This window comes from Paenibacillus sp. J31P190, assembly GCF_059692075.1.
In genome coordinates this window covers 149,842-170,238 of sequence record NZ_JCAUAS010000002.1, presented here as the reverse complement: position 1 = coordinate 170,238, position 20,397 = coordinate 149,842, and the positions used below count along the sequence as shown (strand labels likewise).

The 20,397-nt window shown below is 46.1% G+C and carries 15 protein-coding genes; 10 read left to right on the top strand and 5 right to left on the bottom strand.

What is annotated here, in order from left to right; translation table 11 throughout:
• Positions 1-48: 48 nt before the first annotated feature.
• From AC58U0_RS04355 to fadR, 4 genes are all read right to left on the bottom strand, one after another.
• Positions 49-462, bottom strand: coding sequence for an ester cyclase (locus AC58U0_RS04355; protein WP_497378242.1), 414 nt, complete (start codon positions 460-462; stop codon positions 49-51).
• A gap of 414 nt (positions 463-876) precedes the next feature.
• The gene (locus AC58U0_RS04350; protein ID WP_497377821.1) at positions 877-1,860 is read right to left on the bottom strand and encodes an electron transfer flavoprotein subunit alpha/FixB family protein; all 984 of its coding nucleotides are present in this window, start codon (positions 1,858-1,860) and stop codon (positions 877-879) included.
• Positions 1,861-1,879: 19 nt separating this feature from the next.
• A complete protein-coding gene (locus AC58U0_RS04345) occupies positions 1,880-2,644 on the bottom strand; it encodes an electron transfer flavoprotein subunit beta/FixA family protein (RefSeq protein ID WP_497377820.1) in 765 nt (254 codons plus the stop codon).
• A gap of 38 nt (positions 2,645-2,682) precedes the next feature.
• Entirely contained in the window at positions 2,683-3,270 is a 588-nt protein-coding gene (gene fadR / locus AC58U0_RS04340) for a fatty acid metabolism transcriptional regulator FadR (RefSeq protein WP_497377819.1), read from the bottom strand.
• A gap of 1,364 nt (positions 3,271-4,634) precedes the next feature.
• On the opposite strand from fadR, the gene AC58U0_RS04335 reads away from it, so the two are divergent.
• From AC58U0_RS04335 to AC58U0_RS04305, 7 genes are all read left to right on the top strand, one after another.
• Positions 4,635-6,668, top strand: a complete 2,034-nt coding sequence (locus tag AC58U0_RS04335) for a heterodisulfide reductase-related iron-sulfur binding cluster (protein WP_497377818.1) — start codon at positions 4,635-4,637, stop codon at positions 6,666-6,668.
• Positions 6,669-6,733: 65 nt separating this feature from the next.
• Positions 6,734-9,127 carry a 3-hydroxyacyl-CoA dehydrogenase/enoyl-CoA hydratase family protein gene (locus tag AC58U0_RS04330; RefSeq protein WP_497377817.1) on the top strand — a complete coding sequence of 798 codons (2,394 nt, stop codon included), beginning with the start codon at positions 6,734-6,736 and terminating at the stop codon, positions 9,125-9,127.
• Positions 9,128-9,200: 73 nt separating this feature from the next.
• On the top strand, positions 9,201-10,385 hold the full coding sequence (locus tag AC58U0_RS04325; protein WP_497377816.1) for an acetyl-CoA C-acyltransferase: 1,185 nt from the start codon (positions 9,201-9,203) through the stop codon (positions 10,383-10,385).
• Between the two features lie 104 nt (positions 10,386-10,489).
• Positions 10,490-12,262 (top strand): acyl-CoA dehydrogenase FadE, encoded by a 1,773-nt coding sequence (locus AC58U0_RS04320; protein WP_497377815.1) that lies wholly within the window; start codon positions 10,490-10,492, stop codon positions 12,260-12,262.
• A gap of 36 nt (positions 12,263-12,298) precedes the next feature.
• Positions 12,299-13,969 (top strand): long-chain-fatty-acid--CoA ligase, encoded by a 1,671-nt coding sequence (locus AC58U0_RS04315; RefSeq protein WP_497377814.1) that lies wholly within the window; start codon positions 12,299-12,301, stop codon positions 13,967-13,969.
• A gap of 61 nt (positions 13,970-14,030) precedes the next feature.
• On the top strand, positions 14,031-14,447 hold the full coding sequence (locus AC58U0_RS04310) for a PaaI family thioesterase (RefSeq protein ID WP_057302430.1): 417 nt from the start codon (positions 14,031-14,033) through the stop codon (positions 14,445-14,447).
• A 221-nt stretch (positions 14,448-14,668) separates the two neighbouring features.
• The gene (locus tag AC58U0_RS04305; protein WP_497377813.1) at positions 14,669-16,267 is read left to right on the top strand and encodes a PucR family transcriptional regulator; all 1,599 of its coding nucleotides are present in this window, start codon (positions 14,669-14,671) and stop codon (positions 16,265-16,267) included.
• 31 nt (positions 16,268-16,298) lie between these two features.
• Here the strand turns inward: AC58U0_RS04305 and AC58U0_RS04300 are convergent, their stop codons facing one another.
• The gene (locus AC58U0_RS04300) at positions 16,299-17,168 is read right to left on the bottom strand and encodes a metallophosphoesterase (RefSeq protein ID WP_497377812.1); all 870 of its coding nucleotides are present in this window, start codon (positions 17,166-17,168) and stop codon (positions 16,299-16,301) included.
• A 150-nt stretch (positions 17,169-17,318) separates the two neighbouring features.
• Between AC58U0_RS04300 and ytxJ the strand changes: the two genes are divergently transcribed.
• The 3 genes from ytxJ (at position 17,319) to AC58U0_RS04285 (ending at position 20,113) form a co-directional block, all read left to right on the top strand.
• Entirely contained in the window at positions 17,319-17,660 is a 342-nt protein-coding gene (gene ytxJ / locus AC58U0_RS04295; RefSeq protein ID WP_029194256.1) for a bacillithiol system redox-active protein YtxJ, read from the top strand.
• A gap of 200 nt (positions 17,661-17,860) precedes the next feature.
• On the top strand, positions 17,861-18,742 hold the full coding sequence (locus AC58U0_RS04290; RefSeq protein ID WP_497377811.1) for a DMT family transporter: 882 nt from the start codon (positions 17,861-17,863) through the stop codon (positions 18,740-18,742).
• Positions 18,743-18,817: 75 nt separating this feature from the next.
• Positions 18,818-20,113, top strand: coding sequence for an MFS transporter (locus AC58U0_RS04285; protein ID WP_497377810.1), 1,296 nt, complete (start codon positions 18,818-18,820; stop codon positions 20,111-20,113).
• The last annotated feature ends 284 nt before the right edge of the window (positions 20,114-20,397 follow it).

The following is a 20,397-nucleotide window of genomic DNA, read 5'->3' as shown; positions in this document are numbered from 1 at the left end:
ATGATTGAGGGGCAGCTTTTGCTTTTAAGTGAGTACAAGGAGTGGGAATTATGCGTTTCTTTGGAGCTGCAGGCGAATGCCTTCACGATCGATTTGAATCCAGTATTCTACGATTCGTTCGTTTTCGATGCGATACACGGCACTAGCGATCTCAATGATGGTTTGGCCAGTTGGCGGAAAGCCGTCGACTTCTCCGATGTGAGTGCCGGTCTGTTTCCAGCGTACGTAAACACGATCATCCTGTGCAATAAGTTCTTGTACCTCTAGGTGGAAGTCACCGTAGGATGCGATCATTTCCCTAACGTGGTCCGCATAATTGGCTGGTGTTCGGCGAACGGTGGTTTCGTTTTCTGCGGTCATTTGATGAGCAAGCACCTGCTCGGCCATGAATTGAATGGCGGCATCGGGTTGTTTGCCAGAACGAACTTGGTTGAAAAACTGCAGAACGATTTCTGTTGGCATCTTAGGCATAGGAAATGCTCCTGTCATTATGAATGTATGCTGAGTTTACTGGATAGCCAGGTGGAGTTCAAGCAAAGAATTTGCGGCGATCATGGGCATATCTATGTGGGGGGCGATTAAAGTGCAATACAAGAGTATTAATGAGCCATGGATGAGTGTTGGTATATCACAAGAGCATTGAATAGATATGGATGAGCGTTGGTACATCACAATAGCATTAAATGAGTTTTGGATGAGCGTTTGGTGATGCTGAGTAGCTAAAATATGTAGAATTACTTTTTACCTTTTCTATAAAGACGTTTCATTGGAAAATGTACAATAGAATTGATTCAGCTTTCTAAAAAATTAAAAACCACCCTGATAGCAGGCTGGCCTGATATCATGATGGTTAATTTACAAGTAGAAAGGGAGCCTCTACTTCAACAGCTGGCGGAATTCCTCGGTTAGAAGTGGAACGACTTCGAACAGATCGCCGACGATACCGTAGTCGGCGACTTTAAAGATCGGCGCCTCAGCATCTTTGTTAATCGCGATGATGACGCGCGAGGAGCTCATCCCGGCAAGATGCTGGATGGCGCCGCTAATGCCGCACGCGATGTAGATCTCCGGCGTCACGACCTTGCCGGTCTGGCCGATTTGCATCGCGTACTCGCAGTAGCCCGCGTCGCAGGCTCCGCGGGAAGCCCCAACAGCGCCGCCCAAGACGGCAGCCAGCTCTTCGAGCGGCTGAAAGCCATCGGCGCTGCGAACGCCCCGTCCGCCGGAGACAACGATCTTGGCTTCTGCCAAGTCGATGGTGCCGGACGTTTTCTTGACGACCTCCCGAATGATGCTGCGCAGGGAGGGAGCGGGGTAAGACACATCGATGACCGATGCTTGACGCGATGTGTCAGGCTCGGAGGCTGCGATGTTGTTCGGTCTTATCGTGACGACCCATGTGCCATCCGGGTCGGTAAACGCTTTCTTTTCGACAGCTTTGCCTGCGTAAAGCGGTCGCGTGAACTGCACGCTATCTCCGCTGCGCGAGATAGCCGTTACGTCCGAGAGCTGGCCAGCTGCGAGCTTCGCCGCGGCCAGCGGTGCGAGATCTCGGCCGACTGCGGTGTGGCCGAAGTAGAGCGCGCCTGGCTGTGCGGTATCCGTGACAGCCAGTAAAGCGCTAAAATAGGCTTCCGAGCTGTAGCTCTCCAGCTGGTTGTCTTCGACAACATAGATGGTGTCTGCGCCATAAGCCGCAAGCTCACCAGCAAGCGCTTTGCTTCCTGCACCGCCAATCAATACTGCGGCGATGGCATCACCATCAGCAGCGGAAAGCTGTGCTGCGCGTAACGCTTCAAAGGATACCTGTCGCAGCTTGCCGCCGCGTGCTTCTGCAACAACGAGAAATGTTTTGCTCATAAATGTAGCCTCCCCATATTTAGATCACTTTGGATTCGCTGCGTAATGCTTGCACGAGTTCGGTAACTTGCTGCGGAAGGTCGCCCTTTAGAATACGGCCTGCCTTACGCTCAGGCGGTAGGGTCAATTCCGTGCGTTCTGTTTTGGCGACTGCAGAATCAGCGCCCTCAATATCATCAAGTGATAAGTGCTGGAACGGTTTTTTCTTTGCCTTCATAATCCCAGGAAGTGAAGGATAGCGCGGCTCGTTCAAGCCTTGCTGTGCCGTGAACAGAGCAGGGAGAGGTACCTCGATCACTTCGATATCGCCTTCTGCATCGCGGTGGGCAACTGCTTTTCCTCCGGAAATTTCCAATTTCGTTATAGAAGCAACGTGAGGTAAGCCTAGGAGGTAAGAAAGTCGGATAGCGACTTGCCCAGCCCCATTGTCGACGGAGAAATTACCGCCTAATAGAAGATCGACGGACTGTCCACGCAAATAGTTGGCCAAAATTTCAGCGACTTCGAACTCATCTCCCTTAATGCGCTCATCGGAGATAAGAACGGCTTCATCAGCTCCCATCGCCAGAGCAGTACGTAGAGCTTCAGCGGTACGTTCGGGACCAACGGAGAGCAGGGTGACTTTGCCGCCTAGCTCATCTCGAATTTGAATCGCTTGCTCAACCGCATATTCATCGTAAGGATTAATGACGAATTTTACGCCATCCTCTTGAACGGCCCCATTATGCAGGACGATTTTTTCCTCCGTATCAAACGTTTGCTTCAATAATACAAAAATGTCCATAGTCAAGCTCCTTCCTGAATATACATGTTATACAGACGTTAAGACTCGATGCCTTTCATGAAAAAATTAATGGTAGGTCCAACTTGAGCGGTTAACGAATACTTTTGCCCAGAAATAAGCCAAGAAGTAACGACTTCATCCATGCCGCCAAAAATGAGAAGCCTCACAAGCTTCACTTCAAAATCCGGACGGAAACTGCCGTCTTTCTTACCTTTTTCTAATATATTTTCAATAAGGATAATATATCTCTTTAGTGCAAGGCCAATCTCTTTGCGAAGCTCGAGATCACTCTGTCTGAGCTCGATTTGGGTGAGGTAAGCAAGATGAATATTCCCTTCCAATACACTGAAATGAATCTCACATACTTTGTGCAGCGCTTCTCTAGCTGTCATTTGGTCATTCAGTCCATTATTGAGCTTCTCTACAAGTTCGCCTAATTTCTCCTGAAACAGGCTGGTCAAAATATCCTCCTTCTTCTTGAAATAAAGATAAATGGTGCCATCAGCGACGCCAGCTTCCTTGGCGATTCGGGATACTTGGGATTTGTGAAAGCCATGCTCAGCAAACACTTTCAGAGCGCCTTCGAGAATTGCGTAATACTTGTCTGGTTTTTTGCCACTTGTCAAGGAGATCACCTCGGTGTTAGAATACAAATATCGGTGAATGAATACTCATTCATTTTCGTAATTTCATCATAAAATACGCAGTACGCCTTGTCAACGACTTATTCAGCTTATTAAAGCAAGTAGGAAGGTTTGCCGGCTTACACTCCACAATGAAGCAGTTTTCAACTCTGGGAATAGGGTCAAATGGAACTTGCTTTTTTACGATATTCGAATGTAAGCGGTTACTTTGTTGGGTGTGTGGGGTTACGAGTTCAGTAGAAGGTGGGGCGATGTTATGGCTCATTATTGTTGGATTCGAGCAGGATGTCTTGGCCAGCTTGGAATAAGAGTCCATAAAGACTCCTATATCTGTAAAAGGCAATGAAAATGAGGAAATAGCAGTCTCCAGAGACTCTTATTTATCAGGATTTTGATCAAAAGGTGTGATTCAAGTGGAATAAGAGTCCCTAGAGACTCGTAAATCCGTGGATATCAATGAAAATGGGCAAATAGCAGTCTCCAGAGGCTCTTATTTATCGGGATTTTGATCAAAAAGGTATGATTCAAGTGGAATAAGAGTCCCTAGAGACTCCTATATCGGTAGAAGTCAATGAAAATGAGGAAATAGCAGTCTCCAGAGGCTCTTATTTATCAGGATTTTGGTCAAAAAGGTGTGATTCAAGTGGAATAAGAGTCCCTAGAGACTCCTATATCGGTAGAAGTCAATGAAGATGAGGAAATAGCAGACTGCAGAGACTTTTATTTATCCGGATTTCAAGCAAGATGGTGTGATTCAAGTGGAATAAGAGTCCCTAAAGACTCGTAAATCCCTGGATATCAATGAAAATGGGCAAATAGCAGTCTCTAGAGGCTCTTAATTATGTGAATGACGAGCAAGATGGTGTAGTTCAAGTGGAATAAGAATCCCTAAAGACTCGTAAATCCGTGGATATCAATGAAAATGGGCAAATAGCAGTCTCTAGAGGCTCTTAATTATGTGAATGACGAGCAAGATGGTGTAGTTCAAGTGGAATAAGAGTCCCTAGAGACTCCTATATCTGTAGAAGGCAATGAAGATGAGGAAATAGCAGACTGCAGAGACTCTTATTTATCCGGATTTCAAGCAAGATGGTGTGATTCGTTCGAATCTTATTAACTGCTCATCGCTCAAAACAACCTCATTTGCAGGGATTTTGGATGGAGTAGTAGGGGGACTTGCTAAACTCACTTACGAAATCTTGCAATATCTCACGAAATCTACAAGATCTTACAAAGTCTTACCAAGTATTACCAAGTCCTACGAAGTCTTACGAAGTCCTAGGCAAACGCAGAACATGCTAAAAGAAGAAAGTTTTGCAAAAGCAAAAGGCTAGGGAGGGTCCTCAATGACCGGTTCACTCATTCAGTTTCTATTATTTCTGGCGGTTACGGGGTTTGCAGTGTATTTGTTTGTACGTGTTGTGTATCACCGATATTTGTACATTAGGCTTGGCAAGTCTGTGAATTTGAAAAAGGAAGCGAAAGCAAGGTTGAAGGAGTTTGCGATTCAGGTATTTGGCCAGACCAAGCTGTTGAAGGATAAGAAGAGCGGCATTATGCACATTGTGATCTTTTACGGATTCATTATTTTGCAGCTTGGGGCGCTGGATCTCATTCTGAAGGGATTAATTGGCCATGGGTTACCAATACCAGGTTACGATTATTTCACATTGATGCAGGAAGTGACGGTAGCGCTGATTCTTCTGGCTATGGGATATGCGACCTATCGACGTTATGTAGAAAAGCTAAAACGGCTGAAACGCGGTTGGAAGCCGAGTATCGTTATATTCTTCATTTTTTTCTTGATGCTAACTGTCGTCGTCAGCGGTGGGTTTGAACGGGTAAAGGATGGGATGGAGATATCCACATTTACACCTATTTCATCTCTGTTCGCAGCAGCTTTCAGCGGTATGTCGCATACAGCGGCAACGGTTGGTTTCTATATAAGCTGGTGGATGCATTTGCTGATCCTACTTTCTTTTCTGATCTATGTGCCGCAGTCGAAGCATTTTCACATTATTACAGCACCAATCAATATCTTGCTGCGCCGAACAGAACCTACTGGTAAATTGGCTTCACTGGATTTGGAGGATGAAGAAGCGGAGTCGTTCGGTGTAGGCAAAATCGAAGATTTCACTCAGAAGCAGATGCTTGATTTCTACTCCTGTGTGGAATGTGGGCGCTGCACGAATGTTTGTCCCGCGAATACGACAGGGAAGATGCTATCGCCGATGCATTTGATTACAAAACTTCGTGATCATTTGACGGAAAAAGGCGCAGCCATCACCTCGAAATCACCATGGGTGCCAGCTTTTGCTTTCGCTAGTCCAAGTACTCAAAACCCGCTGGAAGTTGAGCTCATTGGCGGCGTTATAACGGAAGAAGAGCTGTGGGCTTGTACAACCTGCCGCAATTGTGAGGATCAATGTCCTGTAGGAAATGAGCATGTGGATAAGATTATTGATCTGCGCCGACATCTTGTACTGACGCAAGGCATCATGCCTCACGATGGTCAACGAGCATTACAAAACATCGAGAGACAAGGAAATCCTTGGGGCATTAGCCGAAATGATCGCGTGAAATGGGTCAAAGAAGTAGATCCGGATGATGAACTTGGCGTACGTACGGTGAAGGAAAACCCGGAATTCGAGTACTTGTTTTTCTTGGGTTCTATGGGCGCTTATGATAATCGCAGCCGCAAGATCACGCATTCTTTTGTGAAATTGATGAAGGAAGCCGGAGTCTCCTTTGCCATTTTGGGCAATGAGGAGAAGAATTCCGGAGACACACCTCGCCGTATGGGCAATGAATTTTTATTCCAACAGCTGTGTGCGGACAATATTGCGACTTTTCAAAAGTATAAGGTTCAGAAAATCGTAACGACGTGCCCGCATACGTATCATACATTCAAAAATGAATATCCCGAATTTGGCCTTACGGCAGACGTTTTCCATCACACCGAGCTGTTGGATCTGTGGGTGAAAGAGGGGCGTCTTAAGCCGCAACATGAAGTTAGAGAGCGTATTACGTACCACGATTCTTGCTATCTAGGCCGCTACAATGAAGTTTATGAGGAGCCACGCAATGTACTGCGAGCAATTCCAGGGGTTGAGTTGGTTGAGCAAGACCGTTCTCGCGAAAACAGTATGTGCTGCGGTGCCGGAGGCGGCATGATGTGGATGGAAGAAACAGCAGGTACACGCGTTAACGTAGCACGTACTGAACAGCTTTTAAGTGTGAAACCCACTGTTATCAGTTCTGCCTGTCCATATTGCTTAACGATGGTGGAGGATGGAACGAAGCTTAAGGAGGTCGAGGAACAGGTTAAAGCGCGAGATATCGCTGAAATTCTTGCCTTGTCTGTGTTTGGAACGCCTTAATGGGCGAGAGCGGTTGTCAAGGTTGACGCGAAAACTGAAAAAATCATGTAGGAGGAAATTTCCATATGACAAAGATTCGTACAGCGGCCGTTATCGGCTCCGGTGTGATGGGCTCCGGTATCGCTGCCCATTTGGCAAATGTAGGCATTCCTGTGTTATTGCTCGATATGGTGCCTGCTCAGCTGCAGCCGCAAGAACAAGCTGCCGGCCTTACGTTAGATCATCCTAAGGTGCGGAATCGACTTGCTCTTAATGCGATGGATAAGCTCAAGAAGACGAACCCAGCTCCCCTTTATAGTGAATCTTTCGCTGAACGTATTACACCAGGCAATCTAGAGGATGATTTAGCGAAGCTTGGAAGCGTGGATTGGATAATTGAAGTTATTGTGGAAAATTTGCAAGCGAAGCAGCAGCTCATTAACCGTATTGAAACCGTTTGGAAGCCGGGAACGATTGTTTCCTCGAATACATCGGGCATTTCAATCAATGCCATGGTCCAAAGCGCAAGCCCTGAGTTTAAAAAGCATTTCCTTGGCACTCATTTTTTTAATCCTCCTCGTTATATGAAATTATTGGAAGTGATTCCAAATGAACAGACAGACCCTGCAATTGTTGCTTTTATGACTGATTTTTGTGAGAAAAAGCTTGGAAAAGGTGTTGTTCAAGCGAAAGATACGCCGAATTTTATCGGCAATCGCATTGGCACTTATGGGCTTTTAGTTACTTTGCGTGAAATGCTTGCAAATGGATATACCGTCGAAGAAGTGGATGCTGTAACTGGTCCAGCAATGGGCCGCCCTAAGAGCGCGACGTTCCGTACGCTGGATTTGGTGGGTCTAGATACTTTCGTCCATGTAGCCAACAATGTGTTTGATCTTGTGACTGACCCTGCGGAGAAGGAAGTTTTCAATACACCGGCCATTTTAAGAACGATGGTAGAAAAAGGCTGGATCGGAGAGAAGCAGGGCCAAGGGTTTTATAAAAAAGTGAAGTCCGAAGCTGGCAAAGAAATTCAATCCCTAGACTTAAATACCATGGAATATTCGGCAAGCCGCAAAATCAGTTCAGGCTCTTTGGAAGCTGCGAAGCAAGCGAAAGGTACGGTAGGGAAGTTAAAGGCCTTGCTCGGCGCCAAAGATCGCTATTCGGATCTGGCGTGGAACATTTTGAAGCCGGTGCTGCTTTATTCCGCTGAGAAATTAGATGAGATTGCAGATTCCATTGTCGAGATTGATAATGCGCTCAAATGGGGCTTTAACTGGGATCTCGGTCCTTTTGAAACGTGGGATGCTATTGGGCTAAAACGTTCTGTGGAACGAATGGAAGCGGAAGGCAGTAATGTACCTGAGTGGGTAAAAGCTTGGATTGCCGCTGGCAATGACAGCTTTTATGAGAACAGGGAAGGCCAAAGTTTTTACTATCTGAAAAATGAGTTTCGCGGCGTTGAAACAAGGCCAGAACTCATTTCACTTGCTTCATTAAAACAGCAAAATAAAGTCATTCGCTCTAATAGCGGCGCGAGCTTGATAGACATTGGAGACGGGGTAGCTTGCTTAGAGTTTCACTCGCCGAACAATGCCATTGGAGCCGATATTCTCACAATGATTCAGCAAAGCGTGGACGAAGTACGCAGTAACTATCGCGGAATGGTTGTCGCTAACGAAGGTAAAAATTTCTGTGTCGGCGCCAATGTGATGCTGTTGTTAATGGAAGCGCAGGATGGCGAGTGGGATGAAGTTGACGGCATCATTCGTTTATTCCAAAACTCCATGCTGAAGCTCAAAAGGCTGGAAAAGCCAGTTGTTGCTGCTCCGCATAAGATGACGCTGGGTGGCGGAGTTGAGGCTTGTATGCCGGCAGACCAAATCATTTTCTCGGCTGAAACGTATTATGGACTCGTTGAGGTGGGAGTTGGCTTAATTCCTGCCGGTGGCGGATGTAAGGAGTTAGCCCTTCTAGCAAGTCAACAGGTTCGTGACCCAGAAGTTGATCTTCAGCCGTGGATCAATGCGATTTTTGAAACGGTGGCCATGGCAAAGGTGTCGACGAGCGGTCATGATACGAAACGTCTTGGCTATATGCGTGCGGGGGATACGGTCGTTGTGAATCCGGATCATCGTATTTATGAAGCGAAGCAAGCGGTTCTTCGCTTGGAAGCAGCGGGATACACACCTCCTGTGCAAGAGAAAATCCGCGTCGTTGGCGAGAACGGCAAAGCGGTCATGCAGATTGCTGCCTATACGATGCGCCAAGGCGGATATATCAGTGAGCACGATCAATTGATTGCGAATAAGCTTGCGCACGTGCTTGCAGGAGGTAATGTGCCAGCAGGAACGTTAGTCACAGAGCAGTACGTGCTCGATCTAGAGCGTGAAGCTTTCCTTAGTCTTTGTGGAGAGCTGAAAACACAGCAGCGTATGCAATACATGCTTTCCAAAGGGAAGGCACTGCGGAACTAAGGGAGAAGAATTTGCCTTTCTAATTAGAAACCCCGAATGGTGTATGCCTATTACTCATAATGAGGTGAAATCGATGAAAGAAGCAGTCATTGTATCGATAACGCGCACAGCAGTCGGTCGCGCGAAGAAAGGCAGTTTCGCTCAAACGAGAGCGGAGGATCTGGGTAAAGCCGTATTAGAAGAGGCTATACGGCGTGCTCCTGGACTCGACAAAGGTGATGTCGAGGACATCATTATCGGGTGCGCGATGCCCGAAGGCGAGCAAGGGCTGAACTTCGCCCGCACGATGTCGCTGTATGCGGGCTTCCCTGTGACCGTGCCGGCGATCACGGTCAATCGTTTTTGCTCCTCCGGGCTGCAAGCCATCGCATATGCGGCGGAGCGCATTATGCTCGGCCACGCGGAGGTGATCGTCGCCGGAGGCGTTGAGAGCATGAGCCACGTCCCGATGACGGGCTTCAAGCTCTCGCCGCATCCGGGGCTGGTTGAGAGCATGCCCGAGGTGTACATGGGCATGGGCCACACAGCCGAAGAAGTCGCGCAGCGCTTCGGCATCTCGCGCGAAGCGCAGGATGGCTTCGCAACGCGGAGCCATCAGAAGGCAGCCGCAGCGATCGCAGCCGGCAAGTTCGTAGACGAGATCGTGCCGGTAGAGACGAGCGTGAAGGGTGTTGACGAACGCGGTAAGGCGTTCGAGCGGAAGTTCGTGTTTGCCATGGATGAGGGCGTTCGCCCCGATACATCCGTGGAAGGGCTTGCCAAGCTGAAGCCTGCGTTCAGCTTGGGCGGCTCTGTGACGGCGGGCAACGCGTCACAGACGTCGGACGGCGCAGCGGCAGCCGTGCTGATGAGCCGCGAGCGCGCGGAAGCGCTCGGGTTGAAGCCGCTGGCGACGTTCAAGGCTTTCGCGCTTTCCGGCGTAGAGCCGGAAATTATGGGCGTAGGGCCAGTAAAGGCGATTCCGAAGGCTTTGCAGATGGCAGGAATCACGCAAGACCAAGTGAATCTGTTTGAAATCAACGAAGCGTTCGCTTCGCAATGTGTCCATATTATTCGCGAGCTAGGCTTAAATGAAGAATTGGTGAATGTGAACGGTGGTGCCATTGCCCTCGGGCATCCACTCGGGTGTACGGGTGCGAAGCTGACAACGAGCTTAATTCATGAGCTGCAGCGGCGTGGCGGCGGCTATGGCGTAGTGTCCATGTGTATCGGCGGCGGGATGGGAGCTGCCGGTGTATTTGAAGTGCATCCTGTTTAATTGAAGGCAGATAAGGAATAAGAACAGATTCATGAGAGTCTATCTAGGCTCTCATAAATCCTAATATTTACCCTTGTACAATTAATTTAGAGGAGAGATGAACCATGGCGGAGAAAGTTATAGGCGGAAGTTTTGTTATTTCAGATACGGATTTCCATGATATTGTGACCCCTGAGGATTTTACCGAAGAGCATCGCATGATTGCCGATACAACGCGTGATTTTGTAGCTCGGGAAGTCATGCCGAATGATGAGCATTTGGAAAAGCTCGATTATGATTTAACGGTAAAATTGATGCGCAGCGCGGGTGATCTCGGATTACTTGGCTCTGATGTACCTGAGATTTATGGCGGACTTGGGTTGGATAAAGTAAGTTCCACTGTGATTAGTGAAAATCTCGCACGCGCTTCATCCTTTGCTTTGTCCATTGGGGCGCATGTCGGGATAGGTACGTTGCCGATTGTATTTTTTGGCACAACTGAACAGAAGAAGAAGTATTTGCCAGACCTTGCGACAGGCGCGAAAATCGCGGCTTACTGTTTAACGGAACCTACATCCGGCTCGGATGCTTTGGGGGCAAAAACGACAGCTCGGTTGTCTGAGGATGGCAAGTATTACCTATTAAACGGATCCAAATTATATATCACTAATGCCGGATTTGCTGATATTTTCATCGTTTATGCCAAAATCAATGGCACTGATTTCACGGCCTTTATCGTAGAGAAAGGTGATCCTGGCTTTACGATGGGACCGGAAGAGAAGAAGATGGGGATCAAAGGCTCGTCGACGCGTCCGCTTTATTTTGAAGATGTCCGTGTGCCGGTCGAGAACTTATTGGGTGAAATCGGTAAGGGTCACCTGATTGCTTTTAACATTCTAAATATTGGCCGTTACAAATTGGCGACCGGTTGTCTGGGTGCTTCCAAGGAGACGATTGAGTTAGCTTCGAAATATGCGAATACCCGTCAACAGTTTAATACACCCATTTCACGTTTTCCTTTGATTGGTAAAAAGCTGGCGGAAATGAATATTCAAACGTATATGCTGGAAAGCATGGTGTATAGAACGACTGGATTGTTCGATACCATTCTCAAAGACATTGATCATACGAGCCCTGATGCAGGTAAACATTCGTCGAAAGGGATTTCTGAATATGCGTTGGAATGCTCCATTAATAAGGTGTTCGCTTCTGAAGTGTTGGATTTTGTTGCGGATGAGGGCTTGCAAATTCATGGCGGTTACGGTTTTATCCAGGAGTACAAAGTGGAGCGTATTTATCGGGATTCACGGATTAACCGAATTTTTGAAGGTACGAATGAAATTAATCGTCTGCTAATTCCAGGTACATTAGTGAAGAAAGCGATGAAAGGCGAACTGCCTTTGCTGCAAAAAGCACAAGCGCTGCAAGCGGAGTTGCTCTCTATCGTTCCGGGCCAAACGTTTGAAGGCACGCTAGCCGAAGAGGTGCATCTGGTTTCAATGGCTAAGAAAGTATTCCTTATGGTTGGTGGGCTTGCTGTACAGAAATATGGCATGGCACTAGAAAAAAATCAGGAAGTTTTAAGTCATTTAGCCGACATCATGATCCAAATTTTCGCTGCTGAAAGCGGGCTTCTTCGTACGCAAAAGCTGATTGAAAAAGCAGGGGAAGAAAAGGCAAAGAATGCGATCCAAATCACGACAGTTTTTGTTCATGAAGCCTTTGACAAAATAGAGGCATATGCGAAGGAAGCGCTCAGTACGATGGAAGAAGGAGATGTTCTTCGGACTCAATTATCGATTTTGAAAAAGCTGTCCAGACGCAGCAGTGTGAATACGGTTGGTTTGAAGCGCGACATCGCCGCACGTGTTATTCAGGGTGAGAAATTCATCGTATAGTCATCGATGTCAAGAACCTGAAGGGGATGGTTTTGTATGAATGAGGCAAAGCCTTGGCTGCGCCATTATCCGTCTGAAGTGGCGCCGACTTACGAGTACCCGAAGCATAATCTTGCACGTTTGTTGGTAGATTCCGCGCATAAGTTTCCGGACCGACCTGCCTTGTATTTCTTGGGGAAAACGCTGCGTTATCGGGAGGTATTGGAAGCGTCCTATCGTTTTGCCAATGCTTTAAAAGAGCTGGGCGTTAGCCCAGGGGATCGAGTGTCGATTATGCTGCCGAATTGTCCTTCGGCTATCATTGCGTACTTCGGAACCCTGATGATGGGCGGGATCGTCGTCATGACGAATCCGCTCTACGTGGAGCGAGAGCTGGTTCACCAGCTCTCGGATTCCGGAGCAACCGTTATTGTAACGTTGGATTTGCTGTTTGATCGTGTGCAAAAGGCGAAAGCGAAAACACCGATTCAACATGTTATTGTGACTTCAATTAAGGACTATTTGCCCTTTCCCAAAAATGTCTTATATCCGATTAAAATGAAGAAAGATGGTGCAAACCTTGCCGTCACTTACGAGGAGGGTGTCTATTCTTATAAAAAGCTGCTCCGAACAGCTTCTCGGGCCCCAATTTGTATAGATGTGGAGGCTGACGAGGATATTGCCCTTCTTCAATACACGGGTGGGACGACGGGGATATCCAAAGGGGTCATGCTGACTCATACCAATTTGATTGCTAATACGTACCAAACAAGTCATTGGTGTTATCGTATTCGGTTAGGTGAAGAAAGATTCTTGGGAGCCATCCCTTGCTTTCATGTCTTTGGTTTGACAGTCTTGCTGAATCAATCCATGTATAGGGCGGGAATGCTGATCCTCATTCCTAAGTTTGATATCAACCTGATTTTAGATACAATTCATACGCTGAAGCCAACGATTTTCCCAGGTGCGCCAACCATGTACATTGCTTTAATCAATCATAAGCGCGTGAAGGAAGTGGACATTTCCTCTATTAATGTTTGTGTAAGCGGTTCAGCGCCTCTCCCGTTAGAGGTACAAGAGCGCTTCGAGGCACTGACAGGCGGTAGATTAATCGAAGGCTATGGGTTGACGGAAGCATCCCCTGTTACACATGCGAATCCTATTTGGGGTTTTCGGAAAATAGGCTCAATTGGTATCCCTTTTCCAGATACAGATACGAAAGTTGTTGATTCGGATTCAGGTCAAGAGCTGCCGATTGGCGAAATTGGCGAAATTATCATTAAAGGGCCTCAAGTGATGAAAGGGTATTGGCTACGCGAGCACGAAACGGCCATGACCATCAGAAATGGCTGGTTATATACGGGCGACATGGGGCGTATCGACGAGGATGGTTTCTTCTCGATTGTTGATCGCAAGAAGGATTTAATCATAGCCGGAGGCTACAATATTTATCCTCGTGACATAGAGGAGGTTCTCTTCGAGCATCCCGCGATTCTCGAGGCGGCTGTTGCAGGCGTACCGGATGAATATCGGGGAGAAACGGTGAAAGCATTTGTGGTGCTGAGACCGGGAATGACGTTAACGGAAAAGGAGCTAGAATTGTGGTGCCGTGAGCGTTTGGCTGCCTACAAGGTGCCTCGGAAAGTCGAATTCCGCCAGTCTTTGCCGAAAACGATGATTGGAAAGGTGCTGCGCAGGCAATTACTAGAGGAAGAGACGAAGGTTTAAGAGCCTTATCCTGAATAACAATTAAGGGGAAGCCCTTTACAAGAAGAGTGGAGGGAATCCTATGGATGATTCTAACGAACAAATAAATAAGAGACTTCAGCAATTAGCAGCGTCAGCGGAGCCTACGTTTTGGGGCTTTCTTGGCTGTGAATTTGTGAGTATGAAAGACAACATCATCACGATTGCTTTGGAAGCCAAAACGCATCACTTGAACCCGATTGGGATCGTGCATGGCGGTGTACTATCTTCCTTACTGGACAATGCGATGGGGATTGTTGTGATGATGGCTAGGCCGGAGGATAAGGTTGTTACGACGAATTTAAATGTTCATTTCGTAGCTCCGCTATATGAAGGCCGCTTGGTGGTGACGGCTGAGCTTGTTCATCAATCCCGTAAGATGATAACTACCCAAGGTCGTGTTGTTGACCGTGAAGGCAATTTGGGGACGATTGGAACGGGAACGTTTCGAGTGATTTAAGGGTTGAATTATTTAGATGGGGGGCATGTGCTGAGCATGTCTCTCTTTGTTGTGGGTGTTATATTTCATATATTGTGTCATATAACCTTACATAAAATTAGAAATATGTCATAAAATATTCATGAACTTCTTGTTCATGTTATGTAAGTTAACACAAAACCATTGACTGAAATGGCAAGGTCATCCTATAATCATTTAAAAGGCACTAAGGGGGAAGCACCATGCATCTTACCATTCGTGAGGCATTATCCATATATCCATTAACGGAAGCGAAGCTAGTAGCAGGCAAACAAGGTGATTCCCGCATCGTCAAATCAGTCAATGTGATGGACGCTCCTGATATTGCGGATTGGACGAAATCCGGAGAGATGCTCTTCACTACTGCTTTCGCGATGAAGGATAGTCCGCAAGAAACGGTTAATTTACTTCGTAAATTAAATGATCGCGGAGCTGCAGGGTTAGGGATCAAGCTGGGGCGTTTTTGGTCGGAGCTGCCGCAGATTGTGGCAGATGAAGCAGATCGGCTTCATTTTCCAATTATTGAGATGCCATTTCAATTTACGTTCTCTGATCAAATGAATGCCTTGTTTAACGCTGAATACCGCCGCAATACACAGCTGCTGCAATCTGTTCTTGAGAAACAGAAGAAGCTGATGCAATTCGGATTGAAACAGGATAATATGCTTTCCATGTTCCAATTAATCAGTGACATTCTTGGTTATCCTATGGCGGTAGTGGGAGCTAGAGGACAAATTTTATATAACACAAGCGCATGGAGTCCTGATCAACTCTCCCAGAATTGGCCGTGGAAACGGAAATCAGGATGGGTATACGCAGGTAAAGAGCGTGCTTATCGTGTAGGACTGCATCAGCAGGACGATGAGCCTCTTGGACATTTGTTGATCATACCGGATTCGGTTCTGCTCGCAAACGTGGAGGAAGGCTTATTCCAGCAAGCTGCGGATATCCTGACCTTCCATATGTGTTATACATTCCGATCGCATGTGGAAGCATCCGCACAGCGCGATTTACAAAACAATCTCCTACGCTATTTGGAGAAAGGAACCTCTCTAGAGGAGTTCCTTGAACAGGCGGAAGCTAGAGGGCTATCTATCTTTACTGGAGCTTATCAATGTGTGATTAGCAAAAATAAGCCGGAAAATCTGGTGGAGGAGCAGCCCCAAATTAAGCTCAAAAACCTCAAGCAATACATGGAATCACATCCGAAATCAAGCAGTTTGACCGGGCACCATTTTGTGTTCAAGGATATGATGTTCTCGATCTATTCAACGAATCAAGCAGACGGATTTCCAGAGGAAGAGCTGTCACAGCTTCTGACCAAGTACGCTAGCGATTCAGGATGCATCGAAGAAGCCGGAGAAATAACTTTCTATTCGAGCTCCATGAAATTAAAGCCAACAGCGTTAAGGGAAGCCTATATGGAATGTTTGGAGACACAGCGTATGGCGTCCAAGCTTGGACTGCCAGATCGAGTGCTTCATTATGAAACCATTGAATTCGCGCATCTCTTCCAGAGCGTTTCTTCTACTATGATGGAAGATTACTGTGCCAAAATTCTTCGTCCTTTACTTGAAAAAGATGCCGAGTACTCGCAAGAAATGATTCGCACTTTAGAGGTGTTCATTCGTAACGATGGTCAAGTAAGCGAGGCGGCCAAGCAATTATTTATTCATAGGAATACAGTGACGTATCGCTTGGAGAAGATTAGTGATCTCTTACAGGTTGATTTCAAAAAAGTAAACGATCTATTAAAATTGAAGGCCGTCTTCTTATTCCGCCAATTTTTACATGTTAGATAGTAAACATAAAACCCTGAGACGCTTTAGGCGCTCAGGGTTTTCGCTTTTCCAAAGTAATTACGGTAATCTCCGGCCTGCACATTAGGCGAAAGGGGAGTGTCGTTGTTCCAATGCCGCGATTGACGTAAACAAGCATTTTCGAATTAGGCACTTCGCTAAGCCCTATTACATAATTTCTACCGCGCGGTGGTGTGATGACAGCTCCAACTCCCGGTAACCGGATCTGACCGCCATGGGTGTGGCCGGATAGTTGCAAATCGATGGCTTGTTCCGTTACCTTATCCGCGAAATCAGGGCAGTGGGATAGCAGCAAGGTAAATATTTGGGCATTGGCCCCGCGTAAGGTTTTCGCGATATCCGGTTTACCCGTCAGCATATCCTCAACGCCAGCTATCTGAATGGTTTGTCCTTTATAGGTGATCGTCTGAAAAGCGTTAACGAGAGACTGAAAGCCTCCGTTATGCAGGATCGGGAGGGTGTAGTTGTACCCAATCCACTTATCATGGTTGCCAAGTACAGCCCACTTTCCCAAAGGCGCCTCTAAGCTGCCCAGTAACTGACTGGTTAAATCTGGATCTTCACTAATATTGGCGTCAAATAAATCGCCGGTAAAAGTTAGCATGTCCGCTTTTTCTTTCTCAATGAGCTTCACGACACGTTCTAAATCTTGAAGGTCGAAGTGATGACCAATATGGATATCGCTGAATTGTAAAAGTTTAATACCATGGAAGGCATTAGGGAGTCGCTCGAAAGGCAGCGTTATTCTCGTAATCTCAACCCATTTGGGTTCCAAGAAACTAGCATAACTGCCAAGTAATCCTCCGGAAGCGATGAAAGAGCCTGCAAGCACAGTACCTTTCTTGAGAAAAGAGCGTCTTGAGATCGGGGGTGGTGATTGCATATGTTCCTCCTGTTCTTCCCTAGGAATATTTACAATTTTATTATACCAGTTAGATAGAGGGGGTTGCGAGTTGTGTGATTTATGTGATTTGCATATGCTGGTAGCTTACTTTATAATCATTATTAATTAGATAGGAAGGGAGATGTTCATATGTCAGCATGGAAAGAATTAACTACAGTAGAAGAGTGGCAGGAAGTACTGAATCGCTCCTCCGAGAAACCCGCTGTCGTTCTTAAGCACAGCACAACATGTCCAGTAAGTGCAAGCGCACTTGATGAATATGAGGAATATCTGTCCGGTAAACCAAATGCGGATGTGGATTATTTCTTAGTGAAAGTTATCGAATCGCGTCCAGTGTCAAATCAAATTGCAGAGGATCTAGGTATCAAACACGCGTCCCCGCAAATCCTTTATTTTAAAGATAAAGAATCCATTTGGAACACATCTCACTGGTCCGTTACAAACAAACATATCACAGCTGTTTTAGATTAATCCTATAATCCAACTCCAAAGAAGCCCTTGGTTACAGCCTATTTTCATTTAGGTGACCTTAGGGTTTTTTTTATGTTTTACATGTTGTATATATTTTACAATTAATTGAACAAAGTTTAAAAAAGATTGGCAAGCTGTTCTTCCTCCTATATACTTATTTGGCAACTATAAGATATCAACCTCTCAAGGAGTTTCACATCATGAATGCGATGAATAAAACGAAAGTACCAATCTCCATGTTTCTTTTGATCGGCATTATTGCCATTTCATTCTCAGCGATTTTTGTTCGGTGGTCGAATGCGCCTGCTTCTGTCATCGCGATGTATAGACTTCTCATGACGAATGCCTTGATGCTGCCTTTTCTTTGGAATTATAGGAAAGAGATTGCTAGAATTCGACTAAGAGATTGGCTGAGAACAGCCATATCCGGTGTTTCGCTTGGTTTGCATTTCTTATTTTGGATGGATTCCCTTCATTTTACGACAGTGGCGAGTTCGACGGCTATTTTAACGTTAGAGCCCATTTTTGTGCTGCTCGGAGCGTTTCTTCTTTATGGACATCGGACTAGTCGAGCGGCCTTGATCGCCATGTGTATGGCTATTGTGGGTGCGATTTGTATCGGATGGGGAGATTTCCAATTTTCCGGTAACGCGCTTAAGGGAGATTTGTTATCACTGGTCGGTACGCTTGCTGTAGCCTTACATATGCTCTTAGGCAAAAGCTTAAGAGAACATATATCTGCCTTTGTTTATAGTTTTTTTGTGTTCTTGTTCGCAGGGCTGGTACTTGCAGTCACCAATGTGTTTACCGGTGTGTCCTTTACTGCTTACCCAGCGAAAGAGTGGGGGATATTCTTGCTTTTGGCGATTGTTCCAACGGTATTTGGTCATTATGTATTTAATTGGCTGCTTAAATATATGAAGGCTTCTTCCGTCTCAATGACTGTTTTAGGGGAACCGCTAGGTGCCACTTTATTGGCTTACTTCTTGCTCGGAGAAACGATCACAACCATTCAATTGCTAGCCGGTTGTTTGCTGTTAGTTGGCGTGGGCATGTTTTTACGCAGTAATGAAAAGCAGTAATTTTTTTTCGTGATTTATTGAACAAAGGTAGAATAAAAGACGAATGACAAAAGCTTGCAGACGCGGAGGTATATCGTGAGATTTCGTGATTTTCATCGTAATGTCAAACTAAGAATCGGACTTTCCTTCATCTCCGGAACCGCTAATAATATGGTGCTACCCTTCATGTCGATTTATTTTTCTGGAAAATTGGGAGATACAAGTGCTGGTCTAGTCGTAATTCTTGGTATTCTTGCTGGTATCATCGCGGGGATAATTGGCGGCTACTATGCAGATCGAATTGGGCGCAAAAAGCTGATGCTGACTGCAGAATTAGGTTGGATGCTCTGTTTCGTTGGAATGGCGATGGCCAATTCGCCTTGGCTTGAATCTCCGGGGATGACCTTTGTTCTGATGATATTTGTTAGTATGTTCTGGGGAATTCATGGTCCTGCAAATGAAGCCATGCTGCTCGATGTAACAGCTCCGGATGTAAGGAAATTCATGTACGCCATCATGTACTGGATGAACAATTTATCTTTTGCAATTGCAGGACTTGCGGGCGCTTTCTTATTCAAATCTTACTTATTCGAGCTGTTCATTGGCTTGTCCGTCATTGGCTTGTTCACTCTGATCGTAACTTATTTCTTTATTGATGAAGTGTATCAACCACAAGTCGCTAGAGAGGATAAAGGCAGTCGAAAAGGTAGTTTGTCGATGTGGGGCAATTATCGGATGGTGCTGGGAGACAAGACTTTCATGATTTTCACTTTGGCATCGCTCCTGCTAGTATCTGTTGAGTTTCATCTTGGTAATTACGTGGGTGTAAGGCTTGAAAGGGAGATGGTGAATATCCCATTCTTCCCATGGAATGAACAATCTTGGCGTATAGACGGGTTGAAAATGTTAGGCTTTATCCGCACTGAAAATACGGTGCTTGTCGTTGTACTCTCCATCCTTATGGGGGTTATGATGCGCAAGTTCTCCGATAGCAAAGTACTGTTCATTGGGTACACTTGTTACATATTGGGTTACAGCTACCTTGCTTATTGCAATCAACCATGGCTGCTGCTCATCTCGATGTTCATTGCAACGGTTGGAGAGCTCATGTATGTACCGATTAAACAAGCCTATCTTGGTAATATTGCACCTGATCATGCGAGAAGCTCTTATATGGCATTATTCGGAATGGTGTATAAAGGGGCCATGCTTTTAGGAGGTTTCGGTGTCATGCTTGGCGGACTGATATCTTCGTGGATGATGGCATCTCTTATCGCGTTAAGCGGCTTCATTGGCATGATCATGTTCTATGCGATTCTAGCTCAATTAGAAGATCGTAAAGTGAAGGCGGAGATTAGCCACCAGGCTTCTTCTGCGAGCGTTTCGGCGTAATGGTCGGATAGGTGAAGAAGTGAATGGTATTTATCGGATGAGGCAGGTTAGGAGCAATAATTGTTGCACTTTTTACAACATCATACCTCCGAAAGAATTGATTCTTTCCATGCAACCCCAGATTTGCAAGCAAAAAAACGTCTTTATCCACAGCCGCTATCCGGGTGAAAACCAATGAAAAATGTGAAAACCGAGTAAACCGAGTTAAACCAAGATCTCCATACGAGCTCGGCGTAAACAAAGGAGGCAAAATAAGCCGCAAATAAAACAGCCGCATGAAACAG

Bases quoted from the DNA above. Each gene is read 5' to 3' on its own strand.
- AC58U0_RS04355 (WP_497378242.1), bottom strand. From the start codon at position 462: ATGCCAACAGAAATCGTTCTGCAGTTTTTCAACCAAGTTCGTTCTGGC.
- AC58U0_RS04350 (WP_497377821.1), bottom strand. From the start codon at position 1,860: ATGAGCAAAACATTTCTCGTTGTTGCAGAAGCACGCGGCGGCAAGCTG.
- AC58U0_RS04345 (WP_497377820.1), bottom strand. From the start codon at position 2,644: ATGGACATTTTTGTATTATTGAAGCAAACGTTTGATACGGAGGAAAAA.
- AC58U0_RS04335 (WP_497377818.1), top strand. From the start codon at position 4,635: ATGACCGGTTCACTCATTCAGTTTCTATTATTTCTGGCGGTTACGGGG.
- AC58U0_RS04330 (WP_497377817.1), top strand. From the start codon at position 6,734: ATGACAAAGATTCGTACAGCGGCCGTTATCGGCTCCGGTGTGATGGGC.
- AC58U0_RS04325 (WP_497377816.1), top strand. From the start codon at position 9,201: ATGAAAGAAGCAGTCATTGTATCGATAACGCGCACAGCAGTCGGTCGC.
- AC58U0_RS04320 (WP_497377815.1), top strand. From the start codon at position 10,490: ATGGCGGAGAAAGTTATAGGCGGAAGTTTTGTTATTTCAGATACGGAT.
- AC58U0_RS04315 (WP_497377814.1), top strand. From the start codon at position 12,299: ATGAATGAGGCAAAGCCTTGGCTGCGCCATTATCCGTCTGAAGTGGCG.
- AC58U0_RS04310 (WP_057302430.1), top strand. From the start codon at position 14,031: ATGGATGATTCTAACGAACAAATAAATAAGAGACTTCAGCAATTAGCA.
- AC58U0_RS04305 (WP_497377813.1), top strand. From the start codon at position 14,669: ATGCATCTTACCATTCGTGAGGCATTATCCATATATCCATTAACGGAA.
- AC58U0_RS04300 (WP_497377812.1), bottom strand. From the start codon at position 17,168: ATGCAATCACCACCCCCGATCTCAAGACGCTCTTTTCTCAAGAAAGGT.
- ytxJ (WP_029194256.1), top strand. From the start codon at position 17,319: ATGTCAGCATGGAAAGAATTAACTACAGTAGAAGAGTGGCAGGAAGTA.
- AC58U0_RS04290 (WP_497377811.1), top strand. From the start codon at position 17,861: ATGAATGCGATGAATAAAACGAAAGTACCAATCTCCATGTTTCTTTTG.